Origin of the sequence: Amycolatopsis sp. NPDC051716 (assembly GCF_040681595.1) — a bacterium.
Lineage (GTDB): Bacteria > Actinomycetota > Actinomycetes > Mycobacteriales > Pseudonocardiaceae > Amycolatopsis.
In genome coordinates this window covers 21,766-37,736 of record NZ_JBFAZA010000009.1, presented here as the reverse complement: position 1 = coordinate 37,736, position 15,971 = coordinate 21,766, and the positions used below count along the sequence as shown (strand labels likewise).

The window sequence follows — 15,971 nt, the reverse complement described above, 5'->3', positions numbered from 1 at the left end:
CCGACCTGCCCGGACGTGCCCCTCCCAGGCGAGGACCAGGTGCACCCGGTCACCGGCCCGGTCCGCGGCACGGCGATGTCCGTCCAAGCCGGACAGTCCAGTGCCGCGGCGGCACTGCGCACCCGGGTACAGGACGAGATCAGCACGGTGAACCGGCAGCGGTAGCCGGGGCCGTGGTGGCGGTCGCTCCTCGGGTCCGGGGAGCGACCGGGCCGCGGTCCACTTCGGACGGCGAACCGGCGCCCCGGTTCGGGGAGCGCCACGCTCCGCCGTCAGACCCGGTCGGCCCGGCCCGGCCCGCCGGCCGGCGCCGCCGCGCGCTAGCATCCCGGCGGCGACCGCGCCGACCAGGAGGCGAACATGGCGGACGAACGCGGCGTCGAAGCCGTCGAGCAGTGGTTCCGGCGGCGCGGGCTGCCCGCCGTGGTGCGGGGGCGGCCCGCCCACCTGCTCGTCCGCATCGCCCCGGCCGTCGTGTTCATCGGGGGCTGGCGGGTGCTGACCGCCGTGCTGTCCGCTGTGGACGGTGAAACGGACGCGGACTTCGACCGCTGATGGACAACGGCCTCTTCGCGCTGGGCTACAGCGGCCTGCTGCTGAGCCTGGTCGTCGGCCCCGGCCTCGGCTCCTGGCTCACCGCGCGGTGGGTGCGGCGCAAGCTGGTCGAGCGCGGCGGAACCGTGCCCGCGGCGGTCATGGCGGCCGTGTTCGTGGTCGTCGTGCCCGTCGTCGACCGGATCGTCGACGGCGACGCGGTGGCGCTCGGCCTGCTCACCCAGCTCGCGATCCTGGCCGGGCTGTTCGCGGCCGCGTTCGCCGGGGTCGGCTCGATCGTCGGCTGGGCGCTGCGGGCCGCGTACCGCCAGGCCCGGCTGCTCGGCGAACTGACCAGCCGGGCGCTGCCGCTCCTGCTGCTGTTCACCGTCTTCGGGTTCTTCACCACCGAGATCTGGCAGGTCGGCGCCGCCCTGCCGCGGGAGCGGATGTGGCTGGTCGCCGGGCTCCTGGCCGTGGTCGCCGTGGTCTTCCTGCTCGCGATGCTCAAGGACGAGGTCACCCGGCTGACCCAGTCGCGCGCCGCCCCGGTCGGCCTCGACAAGCTGCGCGAAACCCCGCTGGCGGCCTTCCTGGCGGACGACGTCCCCGCCGAACGGCCGCCGCTCACGAAGCTGGAACGGGCGAACATGGTCCTCGTCCTGGTCCTGACCCAGGTGCTGCAGACCTTCGTCCTGGCCACGCTGGTGTTCGTCTTCTTCGTGGTGTTCGGGATCGTCGCGGTGCAGCACGCGGTGATCAAGGCGTGGATCGGCCGCGACCCCGCCGGCGGCACGCTGTTCGGCATCCAGCTGCCGGTACCGCAGGAGCTGCTGCAGGTCTCCCTGTTCATCGCCGCGTTCTCCGGCCTGTACTTCGCCGCGTCGACGGTGACCGACGCCAAGTACCGCAGCGCCTTCTTCGACCCGCTCGCCGACCACCTGGCGGTGAGCCTCGTGGCCAGGGACCTCTACCTCGGCCGGCTCCTCGGTGTCCCGGCGGCCGCCGCGGAACACTGAGGAAGCCCGGCTGCTTTCAGCGCGCACCTCGGGCGGGGCAACGTCCGAATTGTGCCGTCCGCCACCTTGTAGGTTAGGTAAGCCTGACCTTATTGTCCTCGTGTGTCCCTGCCCCACCACGCCGATCCCGGTGTGCACGCCCGCGAGGTCGACGTCGCCTACGGCGACGACGTCGTCGTGCGTGCCGCGTCCGTCTCCCTCACCGCGGGGACCGTGACCGCGCTGATCGGCCCGAACGGCAGCGGGAAGTCGACCCTGCTGCGGGCGCTCGCCCGGCTGCACCCGCCGGTCACCGGCTCGGTCACCTTCGCCGACGGCGCCGACCTGCGCGCTCTGTCCGGAAAGGACGTTGCCCGGCGGATCACCCTGCTGTCGCAGCACCGGACCGCGCCGGGCGGGGTGTGCGTCCGGGAGCTGGTCGAGTTCGGCAGGCACCCGCACCGGTCACGGTGGGGCGGCCGCGACCCCGGGGGACCCGCCGCCGTCGCGCGGGCGATGGAGCTGACCGGCCTGTCCGCGCTCGCCGACCGGCCGGTGCAGGCGCTGTCCGGCGGCCAGGCGCAGCGGGTGTGGCTCGCCGCCTGCCTGGCCCAGGACACCGGGCTGCTGCTGCTCGACGAACCCACGACCTTCCTCGACCTGCGGTACCAGGTCGAGATCCTCGACGTCGTCCGCGACCTCGCCGACCGGCACGGCGTCGGGGTCGGTGTGGTGCTGCACGACCTCGACCAGGCCGCGGCGGTCGCCGACCGGGTGCTGCTGCTCGAAGGCGGCCGGGTCACCGCCGAGGGCTCCCCCGCCGACGTGCTGACCCCGGAAAACCTCACCCGCGCCTACGGCATCCGCGTGGACGTCGTGCCCGACCCGGCCGGCGGGCGGATCCACACCCGCGCGGTCGGCCGCTTCAACGACACCAGCGCGCGCACCGCGTCGGCCTGACCGGTGCGCCGTCATCGAAAACCCAGGAGAGACATGCGGATCACCCGGCTGCTCCTCGGCCTGTCCGCGGCCGCCACGTTCTTCGTGGCCGGCTGCGGGACCACCGAGGCGCCCACGGTCAACGCCGCCGCCACGAGCGGCGCCGGCCCGGTCACGGTCGTCGACTCGCGCGGCAAGGAGGTGAAGCTGCCCGGCCCGGCCAAGCGCGTCGCGGCGACCGAGTGGAACGCCGTCGAGCACCTCGTGTCGCTCGGCGTCGTGCCGGTCGGCGTGTCCGACATCAAGGGTTACGGCCAGTGGGTCAGCGCGGAAAAGCTCGACGGCACGCCGAAGGACATCGGCACCCGCGGCGAGCCGAGTCTCGACACGCTCGGCTCGCTGGGGCTCGACCTGGTGGTCGTCACCGACAGCGTGACCGAAGGCGCGCTCGAGCAGATCGAGGCGAAGGTCCCGGTCGTCGTCATCAACGGCGGCAACGCCCAGGACCCGGTCGCCGGGATGTACGCCGGGTTGGACGTCATCGCGAAGGCCACCGGTACCGAGGCCAAGGCCGCGCTGCTGAAGGCCGAGTTCGAGCAGAAGCTCGCCGCGGGCCGCGCCGAAGTGGCGAAGCGAGGCGCCCTGGGGCAGAAAGTCGCGTTCTCCGACGCCTACGTCACCTCCGGCTCGGTCAGCATCCGGCCCTACACCAAGGGTGCGCTGGTCTCCGCGGTGTTCGGCCGCCTCGGCCTCGAGACCGCCTGGCCGATGGACGGCGACGCGGTCTACGGCCTCGCGCAGGCCGACGTCGAGGGGCTGACCCGGCTGCCCGACGTGCGGTTCTGGTACATCGCCAACAACGCCGACGGCGACCCGTACCAGCAGCAGCTGGCGGGCAACGCGATCTGGACGAGCCTCCCGTTCGTCAAGAGCGGCAAGGTGCACCGCTTCCCGGATTCCCTGTGGATGTTCGGCGGCCCGAAGTCCATGGCGCAGTTCGTCGACGCGGCCGTCGCCGCGCTCGAGAACTAGCGGTGGTCACCCGGACCGGGCCGCCCGTGGCCGCCGTCCGGCGGCGCGGGCGGCCCGCGCTGCTCGGCAGCGGGCTCGCCGCGCTGATCCTGCTGGGTTCGGCGGTGCACCTGACGCAGGGCACCGCGAACCTGGCCGCGCTGGACGTGCTGCGGCTGGTGTTCGGCGGCGGGACCGGCGACACGGCCGCCGTCGTGGTCGAGTCGCGGTTGCCGCGCTTGCTCGCGGCGCTGGTCGTCGGGGGCGCGCTCGGCGTGGCCGGCGCGGTGCTGCAGTCGGTGTCCCGCAACACCTTGGCGTCGCCGGACACGCTGGCCGTCAACGCCGGGGCGCACCTGGCGGTCGTCGCCGTGGCCGCGTTCGGCGTCTCGCTGCCCTTGCTCGGCGCGACCGGGGTCGCGTTCGCGGGCGGGCTGGCCGCGGCGGTGTTCGTGCTCGCGCTGTCCGGGACGGGCGGCACCGGGATCGTGCGGCTGGTGCTGGCGGGCACCGCGATCGCGCTGGCCCTGACCTCCGTGACGCAGGTCCTGTTGCTGTTGTACGCCCAGGAAACCCGCGGTCTCTTCGCCTGGGGCGAGGGATCGCTGGAGCAGAACGGGCTGGGCGGCCTCCGCACGCTCGGCCCCGTCGCCGGCGTTGCGCTCGCCGCGCTGCTCGCCATGGCCCGGCGGCTCGACCTGATCCACGTCGGTGACGACCACGCCAGGACGCTGGGTGTCCACATCGGACGGGTCCGGTTCGCCGCGATCACGCTGGCCGTGCTGCTGGCCGCGGCGTCGGTGACCCTGGCCGGCCCGATCGGGTTCGTCGGCCTCGCCGCGCCGGCCGTGGCCCGGCTGCTCGCGTCGGTGGTACCGGGCCTGCACCGGCACGCCGCGCTGCTCCCGTGCTCCGCGGCCCTGGGCGCGGCTCTCCTGCTGGGCGCCGACGTGCTGCTGCGCGCGCTCGTCGGCCCGCAACGAGCCCTGGAGGTACCGACGGGCGTCGTGACGACGATCCTCGGCACGCTGTTCCTCGTGGTCCTCGCCCGGACGGCCCGGATCAGTTCGGCGACCGCCGCACCGCCCGCGGCCGGCGCGCGAGCCGGCGTCAGCGCCGCGCGGTACCGGGTGGTTCTCGTCGTGCTGGCGCTCGCGGTGGCCGGTGCCGCCGTGGGTGCGGTCCTGCTCGGCGACGCGAAGCTGCTGCTGGGCGACGTCGTCAACTGGGTGAGCGGCCAGGCGGGCCCGATCGTCACCGGCGTGCTGGACACCCGCGTCCCCCGGGTGGTGGCCGCGCTGCTGGCGGGCGCGGCACTGGCGCTGGGTGGCGCGCTCACCCAGGCGGTCGCCCGCAACCCGCTGGCCGAACCGGGGATGATCGGGGTCGTCGGCGGGGCGGGCCTCGGCGCGGTCGCCGTGCTCACGGGCGTGTCCGGCGTCGGGTTCTGGGCCCTGACCGGGTCCGCGGGCGTGGGCGCCGCCGTGGCGATGGCCGTGGTGTTCGCCGTGGCCGCCCGGGGCGGGTTCGCCGGCGAACGCCTGGTGCTGATCGGTTTCGGCGTGCACGCGGCGTCGCAGGCGCTGGTGACGCTGCTGATCGCCCTGTCCGCCCCGTGGAACGAGACCAAGGCGCTGACCTGGCTGGGCGGTTCGACCTACGGGCGGACGTTCCCGCACCTCGTGCCGATGGTGCTGGCGCTGCTGCTGGTGGCGCCGGTGCTGGTCCGCCTGCGGCGCGAGCTCGACCTGCTGGCGCTGGACGACGAAACGCCACGGGTCCTGGGCGTGCCGGTGGCCCGGACGCGGTTGCTGCTGCTGTCGTGCGCCGTCCTGCTGACCGGCGCGGCGGTCGCGGGCATCGGGGTGCTGACGTTCGTCGGGCTGGTCGCCCCGCACGCGGCCCGCGCGATCGTGGGCAGCCGGCACTCGCGCCTGCTGCCCGCGGCGGCGTTGCTGGGCGCGATCCTGGTCTGCGCGGCGGACACGGCCGGCCGCACGGTCATCGCCCCGGGCCAGCTCCCGGCCGGTCTGATGACCGCGATCATCGGCGCGCCGTACTTCGGGTGGCTCCTGTACCGCCACCGGACCCGCTGACCGGTTCCTACCGGCGTTTGAGCACTTCCGTGGGCAGCCCGAGGGTCTCGACGATCCGCCCCACGGCGTCGCCGACCCCCACGAAGTCGTCGCCCAGCGGCTCCACCACCAGCTGGCGGACCATCGCGACGTGGGCGGGCGCGGAGGCCGCCAGATGCGCGCGGCCGGCGTCGGTCAAGGTCGCGGTCGTGAACCGGCGGCCCTGGCCGGTGCAGACCTCGCGCGTCACCCAGCCCCGGTCCTCCAGGCGCGCCACCGCGTGCGAAATGCGCGGCAGTGACCCGTTGGCCATCTCCGCGATCTGGCTCATCCGCAGGCGTTCGCCCGGCACCATCGAGAGCCGCGCCAGGATCATGTAGCCCAGCAGCGTCAGGTCGGCGTCCCGCAGCAGCTGGCTCTCCAGCGCGCCCGGCAGCGTCAGCAGGACCTTCACCAGGTTGAGCCACGCTCGCTGCTCGCCTTCACCGAGCCGGGGAAACGGTTGGTCGTCACGCACGGCTTGACTTTAACACGCAACCCAACCTACCGTTTGGGTTGCACGTTAAACCCAAGGAGGAGCGATGCTCACCACCGCCAAACCGGCCGCCCCCACCGCCACCACCGCCGTCCGCCTCGGCTTCGCCCTGTTGGCGGCGGCCGCGGTGAACACCGTCATCGCCCTCGGGGCGGTGTCGCTCGACGACGGCGGGATCCGCATGGGCCTGTCACCCGCGGCCTACCTGCCGGCCACCGCCATCGGGCTGCTGCTGGGCACCGTCGGCTGGTTCGTGATCGCCCGCCGGGCGCCGAACGCGCTGCGCGTGGTCGTCCCCGCGGTCCTCGTCCTGACCTGGGTGCCCGACCTGATGCTGCTCAACGTGGGCGCCACGGCCGCCAACGTCATCGGGCTGATGCTCATGCACCTGGTCGTCACCACGGCGGTCGTCACCGCACTCCGCCCGACCCTGGTCCCGTCCCCCGGCAGCGTCCAAGCGGTCGGGACGGCCGACTGAGGCTTGTCCGGTAGGCGATCCAGCTGCGGTCCGGTCGGTTTGCGGACGTGGCGTGCCCCTGCCTGATCGCTACGAGCCCTGAATACCGCGCACGAACGGCCGCGGTTGTGACAACCCGCAGCTGGTTCGTTGCCGATGACATCGACGCCGCCCACCGCGCAGCCGAAGGCGCCCGCGGCGGGCGGCCACCGGCCTCCGATCCCGAGGCCTACAGGCAGCGCAACGTGGTCGAACGCTGCTTCGACCGGCTCAACCAGTTCGTGCTCCGGCTCGATGCCCTACCGGACGGCCGACCAACCCGCCGAGAGGACCGTGCGGGAGCCCAGCCGGCCCTTCTCCGGTTCCCGCGTGAGCTGACCGGCCGCCACCGCGGCGGTCAGCGCACCGACGGCGTCCTCGGCCCGGTAGATCGTCTCGAGCAGCGTGAACCGTTGCAGCTCGGCGACCGTGCGGGCGCCCCGCCGGGCCAGTTCCGCCAGCAGTGCCCGCCGCAACGGCAGCAGCTGCGGGGTGAGCGAGATGTCGACCAGCGCGCCTTCGGCGTCACGCGGGTCGCGGTAGCGGATGCCCGCGAACTCGTCCACCGCCCACAGCTCGGTCTTGAACGTCGCGAGGTGCCGGGTGTCCGCCGTCGCGAACACCAGCGCCCGCGCGGTTCCATCGTCGGCCACCAGGTCCACCGCCACCACGCACCCGAGGCCCACCGCCCGCAGCCGGTCCCGGTGGGCCGGGTCCGGCTCGGCCGAGAGCAGGACCTCGTGCGCCTTGCCCCGCAGCAGTGCCGGCGGCCAGGCACCGGACAGGTGCGCCAGCATCGGCCCGGGCACCTCGACCTCCCCGAGGTCGGCGACGGTCCGGACGGCCAGCCCGGCCGGAGCGCCGCCCGGCGGGATCGGCCGTCCGACGAGGACCGCCTCCAGGGGGTGGCCGGCCAGCCGGTCGGCGAACTCGCCGAAGACCCGGAAGGCATCGGCGGCGAAATCCCCGCACTCGACGTACGTGGCGCCGCGCGGGGACCGCAGCACGGTCGCCGTCCACGCGTCGAGGTACCGCACCAGCACGTCACGCTCGACGGAAACGTGCGGGTCGGGACGCCGGACGCGCTCGGCCACGCTTCCGGTTGTACCGCACTCCCCCACCGGTCACCAGCAGGACCACCCGGTCGCGACGGCCGGCCAGGGCGGTTCAGTACAGGTCGAGGAGGACGAGGGTGCTCTCTTCCACGGAGGCGTGCCCGGCTTCGACGAGGTCGGCGGCACGGGCGAGGAACGCGGCGAGCGACGGCGCCTGGGGTGCGCCGAGGTCCGGCACGTTGGGGCGGAACACGACCTGGCCGGCGGTGCCCCGCTCGCCGGGGTCGAGGTCCACCAGGTAGCAATCGCCTTCGAAGGCGAGGAACGGCAGCCAGGACGGCGACCACACGGTCCACCGGTAGTAGGCGGGTTGCTCGACGGGGTGGCCAGGTCGCCGACGGCGTCGGTCAGCATGCGGTGCATCCCGATCATCTCGTCGATGGTCAGGAAGTGGTGGAAGTTGAGCGGGCCGCACAGCCGGTCGGGGTCGTCCTGGCCGGCCGAGACGCGGAGCAGCGCGCAGAGGTCGTCCGGGAGGGTGAGGCCGGTTTCGGCGGCGAGCCGGTCGAGATCGTGCTCGGTGGCGCCGGGCCGGAACGGGGCGGTGCCGGGCAGCAGCCGCTCGATGGTGTCTCGCAACCGCCTGAACTCGCGAGCGGCGTGGTTCATGACGGTCAGTCTGCCCGGGACCGGCGCACCGACGCTAGGAAAGGCCGAGTGAGCGCGAGAGGTGCGCTGTCCACCAGCGCAGCTGCGGCCCGCTGGCCGTGGCCGCCCGGCCGGTGACGCCGGCGCTGCGGCGGAACACGGGACCGTACAAGGACTCGGTGACGAGGGCCTGGTGGAGTGCGGCCACGGCGAGCCTGGTGTCCTCGACGTCCGCCGCGTCGGTCCGCAGGGCGTGCAGCGCGTCGACGACCGGGGCGAGCATCCCCGAGCCCCGATCCCGCCACCCGGCGGCGTGCAGCGCCACGGCCAGTTCGCCGTAGCCATCGCGGTAGAACGCGGCCAGCGTGTCGACGAGCTCACCGAGGTCGGCGCCGCGCTCGAGCCAGGACCGCAGCACCTCCGCCACCCCGGCGCGGACCTTCCGGCCGCCGTGCCGCAGCAGCGCTTCCAGGAGGTGGTCGCGGCCGCCGAAGTGGTGGCTGATCCCGGCGTCCGTCATGCCGACCCGCGCGGCGACGGCCCGGACCTGCACCGCGGCGACGCCACCCTCGGCCAGGATCCGCTCGGCGGCGTCCAGGATCAGGCGCCGGGCCTCCTCGGGAGGACGGCGCACACGCGGAGAGGTCACGCCGTCAGCATACCTTGACTGGTCAAAGTACGGGGCCTACCGTCTTACCTTGACACCACAAGGTAGAGGGGCGGCCACCGTGATCGTTCGGGAGCGGCGCCTCGCGCGTCCGGACGCGGTCCTCAAAGGACACGAGACCGGCGCCGGACCGACCGTGCTGCTGCTGCACGCCGGCGGTGAGCGGCGCCGGGTCTGGACGCCGGTCACCGACGTCCTCGCCGAGGCCGGGTTCCGGTGCGTGGCCTTCGACCAACGCGGGCACGGTGACAGTGCCGGCTCGCCGCGGACGCTCGCGCTCTGCGCGGACGACGTCGCCGCCATGCTCCACGCCGAACCGCCGGGCTGCGTGGTCGTGGGCGCCTCGCTCGGCGGACTCGCCGCCATCGCCGCCCTCGGCGACCCGGCGGTCCGGGCCGGGGTGGCGGGTCTCGTGCTGGTGGACGTCGTCCCCGGCCTGGATCCGGGCCGGGTCCGCCGCTTCCTCGCCGCGGGCGGCCTGCTCGACACGCACGCCGGACTCGTCGAAGACATCCTGGCCGGGGTTCCCCGGCTGCGGGAAATCACCGCTCGGCTCGACTTGCCGATCCTGCTGGTGCGCGGCGGCGACGGGTCGCCCGTCACCGACGACGACGTCGACCGCTTGCTGCGTCAGGCTCCGCACGCCGCGGTGACCCGCATCCCCGGGGCCGGGCACCTGATCGCCCGGGACCGGCCGGTGGCGCTGGCCGAAACGCTCGCCGCCGTCACCACCGAGTGGCCCGCGCTCGCGCTCCTGCGCGGTCTCGGCGCGGAGCGGGTCAGCCACCCCGGCGGCCATCTCCTCGGCCACCTCCGGCGCGTCCGCGATCAGGTGGCCGAGTGGGGCGGGAGCCGGCGCGCCCGCCTCGCCGCGCTGTGCCACGCCACCTACGGCACCGACGGCTTCCCGCACCCGCTGCTGCCGCCGGATCGCCGGGCCCGCCTGCGCGCGGCCATCGGCGACGACGCCGAGGCCCTCGTCCACCTCTACGACGTGTGCGACCGGAGCAAGACCTACGCCCACCTCGGCGCGACACCGCTGCCGCTCACGGACCGCTTCACCGGCGAGACCGTCCCCCTGACCGCCGACGACCTGACCGACTTCGCTGTCCTGACCATCGCCAACGAACTCGACGTGGCCCGCACCGCCGCACTGACCACCGAAACCCGCAGCGGCATCCGTGCGCTCATCGCCGCGCTGGGCGCCTACGTCCCCGGCATCAGCAGGCGGGCCCTCGCCGACCCGGCCCTGTTCTGACGACGTGCCCTCTCACACCGCCCATCAACTTTCGTCGCCCCCGATGTCCACCTTCACCGCTTACCCCGGGACAGCCCGGCGCGGTTCCCTTGGCGTCATGACGAAAACACGGCATTCCAGGCGCACGGCGTTGCGCGCGGCGACGCTGGGCGTGACGGCCGGTGGCCTCACCCTGGCGGGAGGCGGCGCGACGGCACAGGCCCGCACCGGCACGGGCCGCACGACGACGTTCGTGGTCGTCACCGGTGCGAGCGGGAACCCGGGCGGGATCGACGCGCTGTCGCTGCGCGGGCACCGAACCGTGGGGGTGGACCTGCCCGGGCACCGCGCCACCGACGCGCAGTTCGCCCTCGACTACCAGTGTCCGCAGGATCCGGCGTCCCTGGCGACCCGGCCGTCGCCGATGGCGGGTGTCGGCCTCGACGCGTACGCCGCGGCGGCGATCGAAACGGTCCGCACGGTCGCCGAGTTCGGCCCGGTCGTGCTCTACGGCGGCAGCATGGGCGGAGCGACGCTGAACCGGGTCGGCAACGCGGTGCCCCACCTGATCGACCGGATCGTCTACGACAGCGCGTTCTGCTGCGTGGACCTGGCCTGCCCGGAGGACTACCTGACCACCCCGGAGGGTTCGACGACCCTGGCCGGCGACGTCGCCGCCCTGGTGGTCGCCGACCCCGCGGTCATCGGCGCGGTGCGGGCCAACTACCGCACCGCCGACGTCGAAACCCTGACCAGGCTGAAAAAGGTGCTGATGGCCGGCGCGAGCGACGCCGAGTTCCACGCCATGCTCGCCGCCCTGCACCCCGATGAGTCGCTGACCGTGGGCAGGGAGAACTCCCAGGTCCAACCGGACACTTGGGGCCGCATCCCGCGGACCTACATCCGGCACACCGCGGACCGGATGATCCCCCTCGCGCTGCAGGACCGGATGATCACCGAAGCCGACCGGCTGACCCCGCACAACCGCTTCGACGTCCACACGGTGGACGCGGGGCACGCCGCGACCGCCGAGCAGTTCCGGCGGATCGTCGAAATCCTGCACCGCCTGCCGGAGTGCCGCCGGTGACCGCACTGCCCTGCCGGTAGGAGGACCGGAGGCGCGCGAGCTGGTCCGCTCGCTACGCTCTCGACGGCCCGCTCGTGGCGTACTCTCGGCGCGTGGGGATCACGAAGTCCGGCCGGGACCCGATCCGGCCGGTGGCCGCGCTCCGGGAGCTGCGGCGCAAGCAGTCACCAGCCGAGCCGGTGCCCGGCGATCCGGGAACGCCGACCGCACCACCGGACGAGGACGCGGTCCTCGTGGCGGCCACGCGCGCCCGGGTCCGGGCTTCCCGCGCCATCGCCGGCATCTGCGCGGTGCTGGCCGTCGCCTTGGCGGCGCTCACGCTGCTGCCGGACGGACCGTGGCGCGCGCCGCTCGTCAGCTCGGCGTTCATCGCCGGTCTCTCGGCGGTGGCCGCGCTGGTCGACTCGGTGCGCTTCCGCTCCCGGCTCCCGGCAACGTGGACCGAACTGCAGGTCATCGGCCCCGCGGCGGCCGAGCCCTGGCGGCTGGCCCGAACTCCCGACGGCACCGAGCTGGCGTTCAAGCTGACCGGCACCGACGACGTCCTGGCCCGCCACATCGAGCAGACGGGCCACCTCCGCGTGCTGGGCGAACCCCGCGTCGGCGGCCCGGTCCGGATCGCGGTCCCGGGCCACTCCCCGCTGGGCCTCGCGTTCTTCAGCCTGCCCTGAACAGTCCCAGCGGCGGCAAGCTCAGTAGCGCAGTTCGGCCGGCACCCGTCGTGGTCGGAGGGCGTGGTGGCGCCGGCCGCCGCCGCGCCCGGAGGAAGCACGACCCGAAACGCCGCCGAGGGGCGGGGAATGCGGGTGTTCTTGGGCCCCCTACCCCGAGGGCGATCGCCGGGGGCGAGGCTGCTCGGACCGACCCACGCCCAGGCGCGATTCGGTCCACAGTGGACACCCGGGTGGCCGCAGGGCCGGCTCCGCCGGCAGCAGGCCGGCCGGCCGGAAAAGATCTCCACGCACCCTGACCGGCGTGGTACGGTTGGCACGTTTCAGCGACCCTGGGGGGAAACGAATGCGTCGCATTTTGGTCATTTGTGCTGCGTTGGTGGCACTGTTCGGGGGATCCGTTCCCGCTCAAGCGCGGACTCAGGATCAATGCACTTGGACGTCGTCGGCCCTGCCGTTGCCGGCAGGTGTCACGAGCGGAGCGGTGTGGGCCGCGGGCTCGGACGGCTACCTGGCCGGTCAAGCGACCGACGGGAGGTTCTTGCTGTGGCACCACGGTGCCCTCGTCGACGTGAACGCGCCGGCCAGCAAGTCCAGCTACGTTTTCGGGGTCAACGGCAGCGGCGAGATGGTGGGCCACGACGGGCTCTCGGGCGCGCCCTTCGTGTACCGCGACGGCACGTTCCAGACGCTCCCCGGCCCCGCCGGGGCCAGTGTGTCCGCCGATGCCATCAACGATTCCGGTGACATCGTCGGTACCTCCTACGCCTTCCCTGGTCCCTACCAGAGTGTCGTGTGGAAGCGGGACCGGCCGGGCACCTACCAGATCGTCGCCGACGACGTGGCGGTCGGCATCGACAACGCGGGCAACGTGGTGACCGAGAAGGGATCGGTGTGGTCGCCGGACGGGACCACCCACCGGCTCGCCGGCTCTCCCGACCTCCAGGTCCAGCTGTTCCAGGGCGGTTACGCACTCGGCCAGGCTTTCGGCGACTACACCAGCCTGCACATGTGGGACGCGACCGGAAGCCTGGTGTACCGGTACGAGGCGCAGGATCGCCCCTCCCCGCGCGGGATCAACTCCCACGGGCTGCTGGTTGCCTCGTACACCCCCGTCGGCGGCACCGCGCGGGAACTGGGTGTGTGGCGCGGTACCACGTTCACCGGCAACATCACCTCCGAACGCTGGGTCCGGGTGGTGACGGAGGACGGCGAACTCGCCGGACAGCGCCTGTCGGCAGACGGCAAGACGTTGGTGCCGGCCACCTGGACCTGCGCCGGCTGAGGTCGCGCGCGCCCACGAGCCGGGCAACCGCGTCCGCACGCGGTTGCCCGGCTCGGGTCGGTGATCGGCAACCGCGACGTCACCGCGTTCCTTCAGCGCGCATCAGGGGTCCGGCGGCCTCGATCAGAGGCTTATCCAGCAGAACATCAGCTCGTCGGCTTCCCGGCCCGCCGGCCAAACGAGACTGTCGGCCACCAGGTCCGGGTTCCACGGCACCTGCTGGATCGCCGCGATCATCATGCCCAGCACGACCGTCGGATCGACGCCCTTCGCCTCGATCCCGTCGAACACATCGCCCACCGGTGTGTGCCCACGACGAGCGTCTATCACCTGCCGCACGGCGTCGGCGTCGGTTGCACGGAAGTAGTCGAACAACGGCATACCCCCGAGTATGCGGCGCCCCACCCGGGGCACCGGTGACGTGGGTCGCGCCTAGGGTTCGAGGGACGTGGCCGGGTAGTCCGGCTCCCCGCCGCCGGCCGGGACCGGGAGCAGCAGCGCGTAGTAGCGGGCAGCGGTGAACGTGGCCGGCTCGGGCAGGTTCAACGCTGCCATGGCGGCCGACGCGGCGTCGTGCCGTTCTCCGTTGATCCGGATTTCGGCCGTCATCGCGCCGGGCCGGCCGCCGTAGAAGACCTTGACGCCGTTGAAGAACGGCGATTCCAGGTCGGCGGTAAACGTGGCAGCGATGCTGGACAGCACGTTCGCCTCCAGCAGCGTGATCTGCAGGCGCCGGTTCTCGTCGGCGTCGAGGCCGAAGGCGACCGCGCCGGAGGTGATCGTGTGCCAGCCCGGAACGCCGCGGGTTTCGCCGGGTCCGATGTGCTCGGCGAAACGCCCGCGCCGATCGAGCAGCTCCAGCAGGCACGCGCCCGCCGTCTGCGTCCACGCGTCGGCCGCGTGCCCGGGATCGCCGGAGAAAGCCATGGCACAGTCGAGGAAACACGGCACGTCGGGCTGGATGGTGATGTCGGGCAGCGCGACGAGGTCGTAGTGATGATCGCCGCCGTGCTGTGGCGGTGTTACGCCCACCGCCCAACCCCGAGGGCTGATCAGTGAATTGCCCTTGAGTTCGGCGCCCCGTGTCACGCCGGGCGCGCTCGCCTCGAGGCTGGCTCGCACCAGGGCGAGGAACTCCAGATCCGGCAGGCGCTTCGCGCCCGCTCCGGCGGCACCCCGACGGCCTCGTTTCCCGAACATGCGGCGGATGCCAGCCGTCCTGAGCACGTCCGGGGACCGAATAAGCCATCCACCCCCGGTCCCCTATTGCCTTGCCGCCTCATGGCGGCGGTGTCTACATTCCGGTGATGCCTTCACGACTGCTGGCGGTGACCTTCGAGGCGGACAACCCGGCCGAACCGGCACGCTTCTGGGCCGGACTGCTCGGCCGGGAGGTCATCAAAGACACCGACGGTTTGCTGCTACCGGGCACCGAAACCCAGCTCGGCCTGCGGTTCGTCCCGGGCCGTGCCGGGCAACCCGGCGCGAACCGGATGCACCTGCACCTGACCAGCGCCGACCTCGACGACCAGCGGCGCACGGTCGCCACGGCGATCCGGCTCGGTGGTCGCCACGTCGACGTCGGGCAGCGACCCGAGGAGGCGCACGTCGTCCTGGCCGACCCGGCAGGATACGAGTTCTGCGTGATCGAGCCCGGCAACGGCTACCTCGCCGGGTGCGGCCCGCTGGGCGAGCTCACCTGCGCCGGCACCCGGCAGGCCGGCCTGTTCTGGAGCGAGGCGCTGGGCCGGCCCCTGGTGTGGGACCGGGGCGAGCAGACCGCGATCCAATCACCGCGCGGCGGCACGAAAATCGCCTGGGACACCTGGGAAAGCACACCCGAGGCACCGAACCGGCAGCGCTTCGAGCTGCTCCCGGCGGACGGCGACCAGCAGGCGGCGGTCGACGCGCTGATCTCCCTCGGCGCCGCTCGGCTCGACGCCCGCGACGACGGCACCGTCGTCCTGGCGGATCCGGACGGCAACGAGTTCTGTGTTCTCCCGCCTCGGTAGATCAGACTTGGCCCTCGGGCAGGCTCCTGCGCGTGAGGTGGATAATCCGCTCGCCGGTTCCGAGAAGTCCGGTACGGCCGCTGGGCCGGAACCCGCACCGGGCATAAAGACGCAGGGCGCGCTGGTTGCCTTCCCCGGTCCACAGTTGCAGGAGTGCCTGGCCCCGGCGGACGGCCTGCTCGCCCACAGCGTCGAGCAAGAGTTCTCCGATCCGGTTTCCCCAGTGGCCGGGACGGACGAAGACCATGGAAATGTGGCACAAACCCGGCAGGACTCCGCCTGTCCCGTCCCGGTCCCTGCCCGCCTCGGCCAACGCCATGCCCGCGAGTTCGCCGGAGCGTTCGGCGACGATGACCAGTGCGGCCGGATCGGCCAGCTTGGCCTGGACACGGGCGATGCGTTCCTGGCCGGGCGCTTTGCCCCGGGCGGTGTTGGCCAGCTGCCAAACGTCCAGAGCGCCGGCGCGGTCGCCCGGCCGGGCAAGGCGGGTCACGTTCGTCACCGGGTCATCGTGGCTCCGGGCGGCGTACTCCCTCAAGCCGATAGAGGTGTCGGCCGCGGGGTATGGTTTTCGATCGGGCGAGCACGCGGCGTGCACTTCGCCGACTCTGCTCAGCGTGCCGGCCTCGTTGTCGGTGTCGCCTTTGGTACGACGGATGGACAGCTCGGCCATGGACCTCGGCGATCGATTTCCGGCTTGTATGCTGATCTCCGTTCGAAA

At 73.1% G+C, this 15,971-nt stretch carries 19 protein-coding genes; 12 read left to right on the top strand and 7 right to left on the bottom strand.

Going from position 1 to position 15,971, the window contains the following annotated elements; genetic code table 11:
- Positions 1-15 precede the first annotated feature (15 nt).
- From AB0M30_RS14265 to AB0M30_RS14240, 6 genes are all read left to right on the top strand, one after another.
- A complete protein-coding gene (locus AB0M30_RS14265; protein WP_364584078.1) occupies positions 16-165 on the top strand; it encodes a hypothetical protein in 150 nt (49 codons plus the stop codon).
- A gap of 195 nt (positions 166-360) precedes the next feature.
- Positions 361-555, top strand: coding sequence for a hypothetical protein (locus AB0M30_RS14260; RefSeq protein WP_364584076.1), 195 nt, complete (start codon positions 361-363; stop codon positions 553-555).
- Complete coding sequence (locus AB0M30_RS14255; protein WP_364584074.1) at positions 555-1,553, top strand: hypothetical protein; 999 nt, start codon at positions 555-557, stop codon at positions 1,551-1,553. Before AB0M30_RS14260 ends, AB0M30_RS14255 begins: the two co-directional genes overlap by 1 nt.
- A gap of 102 nt (positions 1,554-1,655) precedes the next feature.
- The gene (locus AB0M30_RS14250) at positions 1,656-2,492 is read left to right on the top strand and encodes an ABC transporter ATP-binding protein (RefSeq protein ID WP_364584072.1); all 837 of its coding nucleotides are present in this window, start codon (positions 1,656-1,658) and stop codon (positions 2,490-2,492) included.
- A 33-nt stretch (positions 2,493-2,525) separates the two neighbouring features.
- A complete protein-coding gene (locus AB0M30_RS14245) occupies positions 2,526-3,503 on the top strand; it encodes an iron-siderophore ABC transporter substrate-binding protein (RefSeq protein ID WP_364584070.1) in 978 nt (325 codons plus the stop codon).
- 2 nt (positions 3,504-3,505) lie between these two features.
- A complete protein-coding gene (locus AB0M30_RS14240; RefSeq protein ID WP_364584068.1) occupies positions 3,506-5,578 on the top strand; it encodes an iron ABC transporter permease in 2,073 nt (690 codons plus the stop codon).
- A 7-nt stretch (positions 5,579-5,585) separates the two neighbouring features.
- On the opposite strand, the gene AB0M30_RS14235 is transcribed toward AB0M30_RS14240, so the two are convergent.
- Complete coding sequence (locus tag AB0M30_RS14235; RefSeq protein WP_364584065.1) at positions 5,586-6,074, bottom strand: MarR family transcriptional regulator; 489 nt, start codon at positions 6,072-6,074, stop codon at positions 5,586-5,588.
- A gap of 64 nt (positions 6,075-6,138) precedes the next feature.
- Between AB0M30_RS14235 and AB0M30_RS14230 the strand changes: the two genes are divergently transcribed.
- A complete protein-coding gene (locus AB0M30_RS14230) occupies positions 6,139-6,570 on the top strand; it encodes a DUF6069 family protein (RefSeq protein ID WP_364584062.1) in 432 nt (143 codons plus the stop codon).
- 278 nt (positions 6,571-6,848) lie between these two features.
- Here the strand turns inward: AB0M30_RS14230 and AB0M30_RS14225 are convergent, their stop codons facing one another.
- The 3 genes from AB0M30_RS14225 to AB0M30_RS14215 all read right to left on the bottom strand — a co-directional run bounded on the left by AB0M30_RS14225 (position 6,849) and on the right by AB0M30_RS14215 (position 8,940).
- Positions 6,849-7,682, bottom strand: coding sequence for a hypothetical protein (locus AB0M30_RS14225; protein ID WP_364584060.1), 834 nt, complete (start codon positions 7,680-7,682; stop codon positions 6,849-6,851).
- A 73-nt stretch (positions 7,683-7,755) separates the two neighbouring features.
- Positions 7,756-7,992, bottom strand: coding sequence for a hypothetical protein (locus tag AB0M30_RS14220; protein ID WP_364584058.1), 237 nt, complete (start codon positions 7,990-7,992; stop codon positions 7,756-7,758).
- 354 nt (positions 7,993-8,346) lie between these two features.
- Positions 8,347-8,940, bottom strand: coding sequence for a TetR/AcrR family transcriptional regulator (locus tag AB0M30_RS14215; protein WP_364584055.1), 594 nt, complete (start codon positions 8,938-8,940; stop codon positions 8,347-8,349).
- 79 nt (positions 8,941-9,019) lie between these two features.
- Between AB0M30_RS14215 and AB0M30_RS14210 the strand changes: the two genes are divergently transcribed.
- The 4 genes from AB0M30_RS14210 (at position 9,020) to AB0M30_RS14195 (ending at position 13,238) form a co-directional block, all read left to right on the top strand.
- A complete protein-coding gene (locus AB0M30_RS14210) occupies positions 9,020-10,216 on the top strand; it encodes an alpha/beta fold hydrolase (protein WP_364584053.1) in 1,197 nt (398 codons plus the stop codon).
- Positions 10,217-10,313: 97 nt separating this feature from the next.
- Positions 10,314-11,282: an alpha/beta hydrolase gene (locus AB0M30_RS14205; RefSeq protein WP_364584050.1), complete on the top strand. Its 969-nt coding sequence runs from the start codon at positions 10,314-10,316 to the stop codon at positions 11,280-11,282.
- A 92-nt stretch (positions 11,283-11,374) separates the two neighbouring features.
- The gene (locus AB0M30_RS14200) at positions 11,375-11,953 is read left to right on the top strand and encodes a hypothetical protein (protein WP_364584048.1); all 579 of its coding nucleotides are present in this window, start codon (positions 11,375-11,377) and stop codon (positions 11,951-11,953) included.
- A 457-nt stretch (positions 11,954-12,410) separates the two neighbouring features.
- Positions 12,411-13,238, top strand: coding sequence for a hypothetical protein (locus AB0M30_RS14195; RefSeq protein ID WP_364584045.1), 828 nt, complete (start codon positions 12,411-12,413; stop codon positions 13,236-13,238).
- Between the two features lie 123 nt (positions 13,239-13,361).
- Here the strand turns inward: AB0M30_RS14195 and AB0M30_RS14190 are convergent, their stop codons facing one another.
- Together AB0M30_RS14190 and AB0M30_RS14185 are read right to left on the bottom strand one after the other, a co-directional pair.
- Complete coding sequence (locus AB0M30_RS14190; RefSeq protein ID WP_364584043.1) at positions 13,362-13,619, bottom strand: hypothetical protein; 258 nt, start codon at positions 13,617-13,619, stop codon at positions 13,362-13,364.
- Between the two features lie 51 nt (positions 13,620-13,670).
- Positions 13,671-14,438, bottom strand: coding sequence for a DUF6348 family protein (locus AB0M30_RS14185; protein ID WP_364584041.1), 768 nt, complete (start codon positions 14,436-14,438; stop codon positions 13,671-13,673).
- A 107-nt stretch (positions 14,439-14,545) separates the two neighbouring features.
- Between AB0M30_RS14185 and AB0M30_RS14180 the strand changes: the two genes are divergently transcribed.
- Positions 14,546-15,250, top strand: a complete 705-nt coding sequence (locus AB0M30_RS14180) for a VOC family protein (RefSeq protein ID WP_364584039.1) — start codon at positions 14,546-14,548, stop codon at positions 15,248-15,250.
- Between the two features lies 1 nt (position 15,251).
- Here the strand turns inward: AB0M30_RS14180 and AB0M30_RS14175 are convergent, their stop codons facing one another.
- The gene (locus AB0M30_RS14175) at positions 15,252-15,923 is read right to left on the bottom strand and encodes a GNAT family N-acetyltransferase (protein WP_364584036.1); all 672 of its coding nucleotides are present in this window, start codon (positions 15,921-15,923) and stop codon (positions 15,252-15,254) included.
- Between the last annotated feature and the right edge of the window lie 48 nt (positions 15,924-15,971).

What these genes read in the sequence shown, in the direction of transcription:
- AB0M30_RS14260 (WP_364584076.1), top strand. Translation starts at nt 361, where the DNA reads ATGGCGGACGAACGCGGCGTCGAAGCCGTCGAGCAGTGGTTCCGGCGG.
- AB0M30_RS14255 (WP_364584074.1), top strand. Translation starts at nt 555, where the DNA reads ATGGACAACGGCCTCTTCGCGCTGGGCTACAGCGGCCTGCTGCTGAGC.
- AB0M30_RS14245 (WP_364584070.1), top strand. Translation starts at nt 2,526, where the DNA reads ATGCGGATCACCCGGCTGCTCCTCGGCCTGTCCGCGGCCGCCACGTTC.
- AB0M30_RS14230 (WP_364584062.1), top strand. Translation starts at nt 6,139, where the DNA reads ATGCTCACCACCGCCAAACCGGCCGCCCCCACCGCCACCACCGCCGTC.
- AB0M30_RS14205 (WP_364584050.1), top strand. Translation starts at nt 10,314, where the DNA reads ATGACGAAAACACGGCATTCCAGGCGCACGGCGTTGCGCGCGGCGACG.
- AB0M30_RS14190 (WP_364584043.1), bottom strand. Translation starts at nt 13,619, where the DNA reads ATGCCGTTGTTCGACTACTTCCGTGCAACCGACGCCGACGCCGTGCGG.
- AB0M30_RS14185 (WP_364584041.1), bottom strand. Translation starts at nt 14,438, where the DNA reads ATGTTCGGGAAACGAGGCCGTCGGGGTGCCGCCGGAGCGGGCGCGAAG.
- AB0M30_RS14180 (WP_364584039.1), top strand. Translation starts at nt 14,546, where the DNA reads ATGCCTTCACGACTGCTGGCGGTGACCTTCGAGGCGGACAACCCGGCC.
- AB0M30_RS14175 (WP_364584036.1), bottom strand. Translation starts at nt 15,923, where the DNA reads ATGGCCGAGCTGTCCATCCGTCGTACCAAAGGCGACACCGACAACGAG.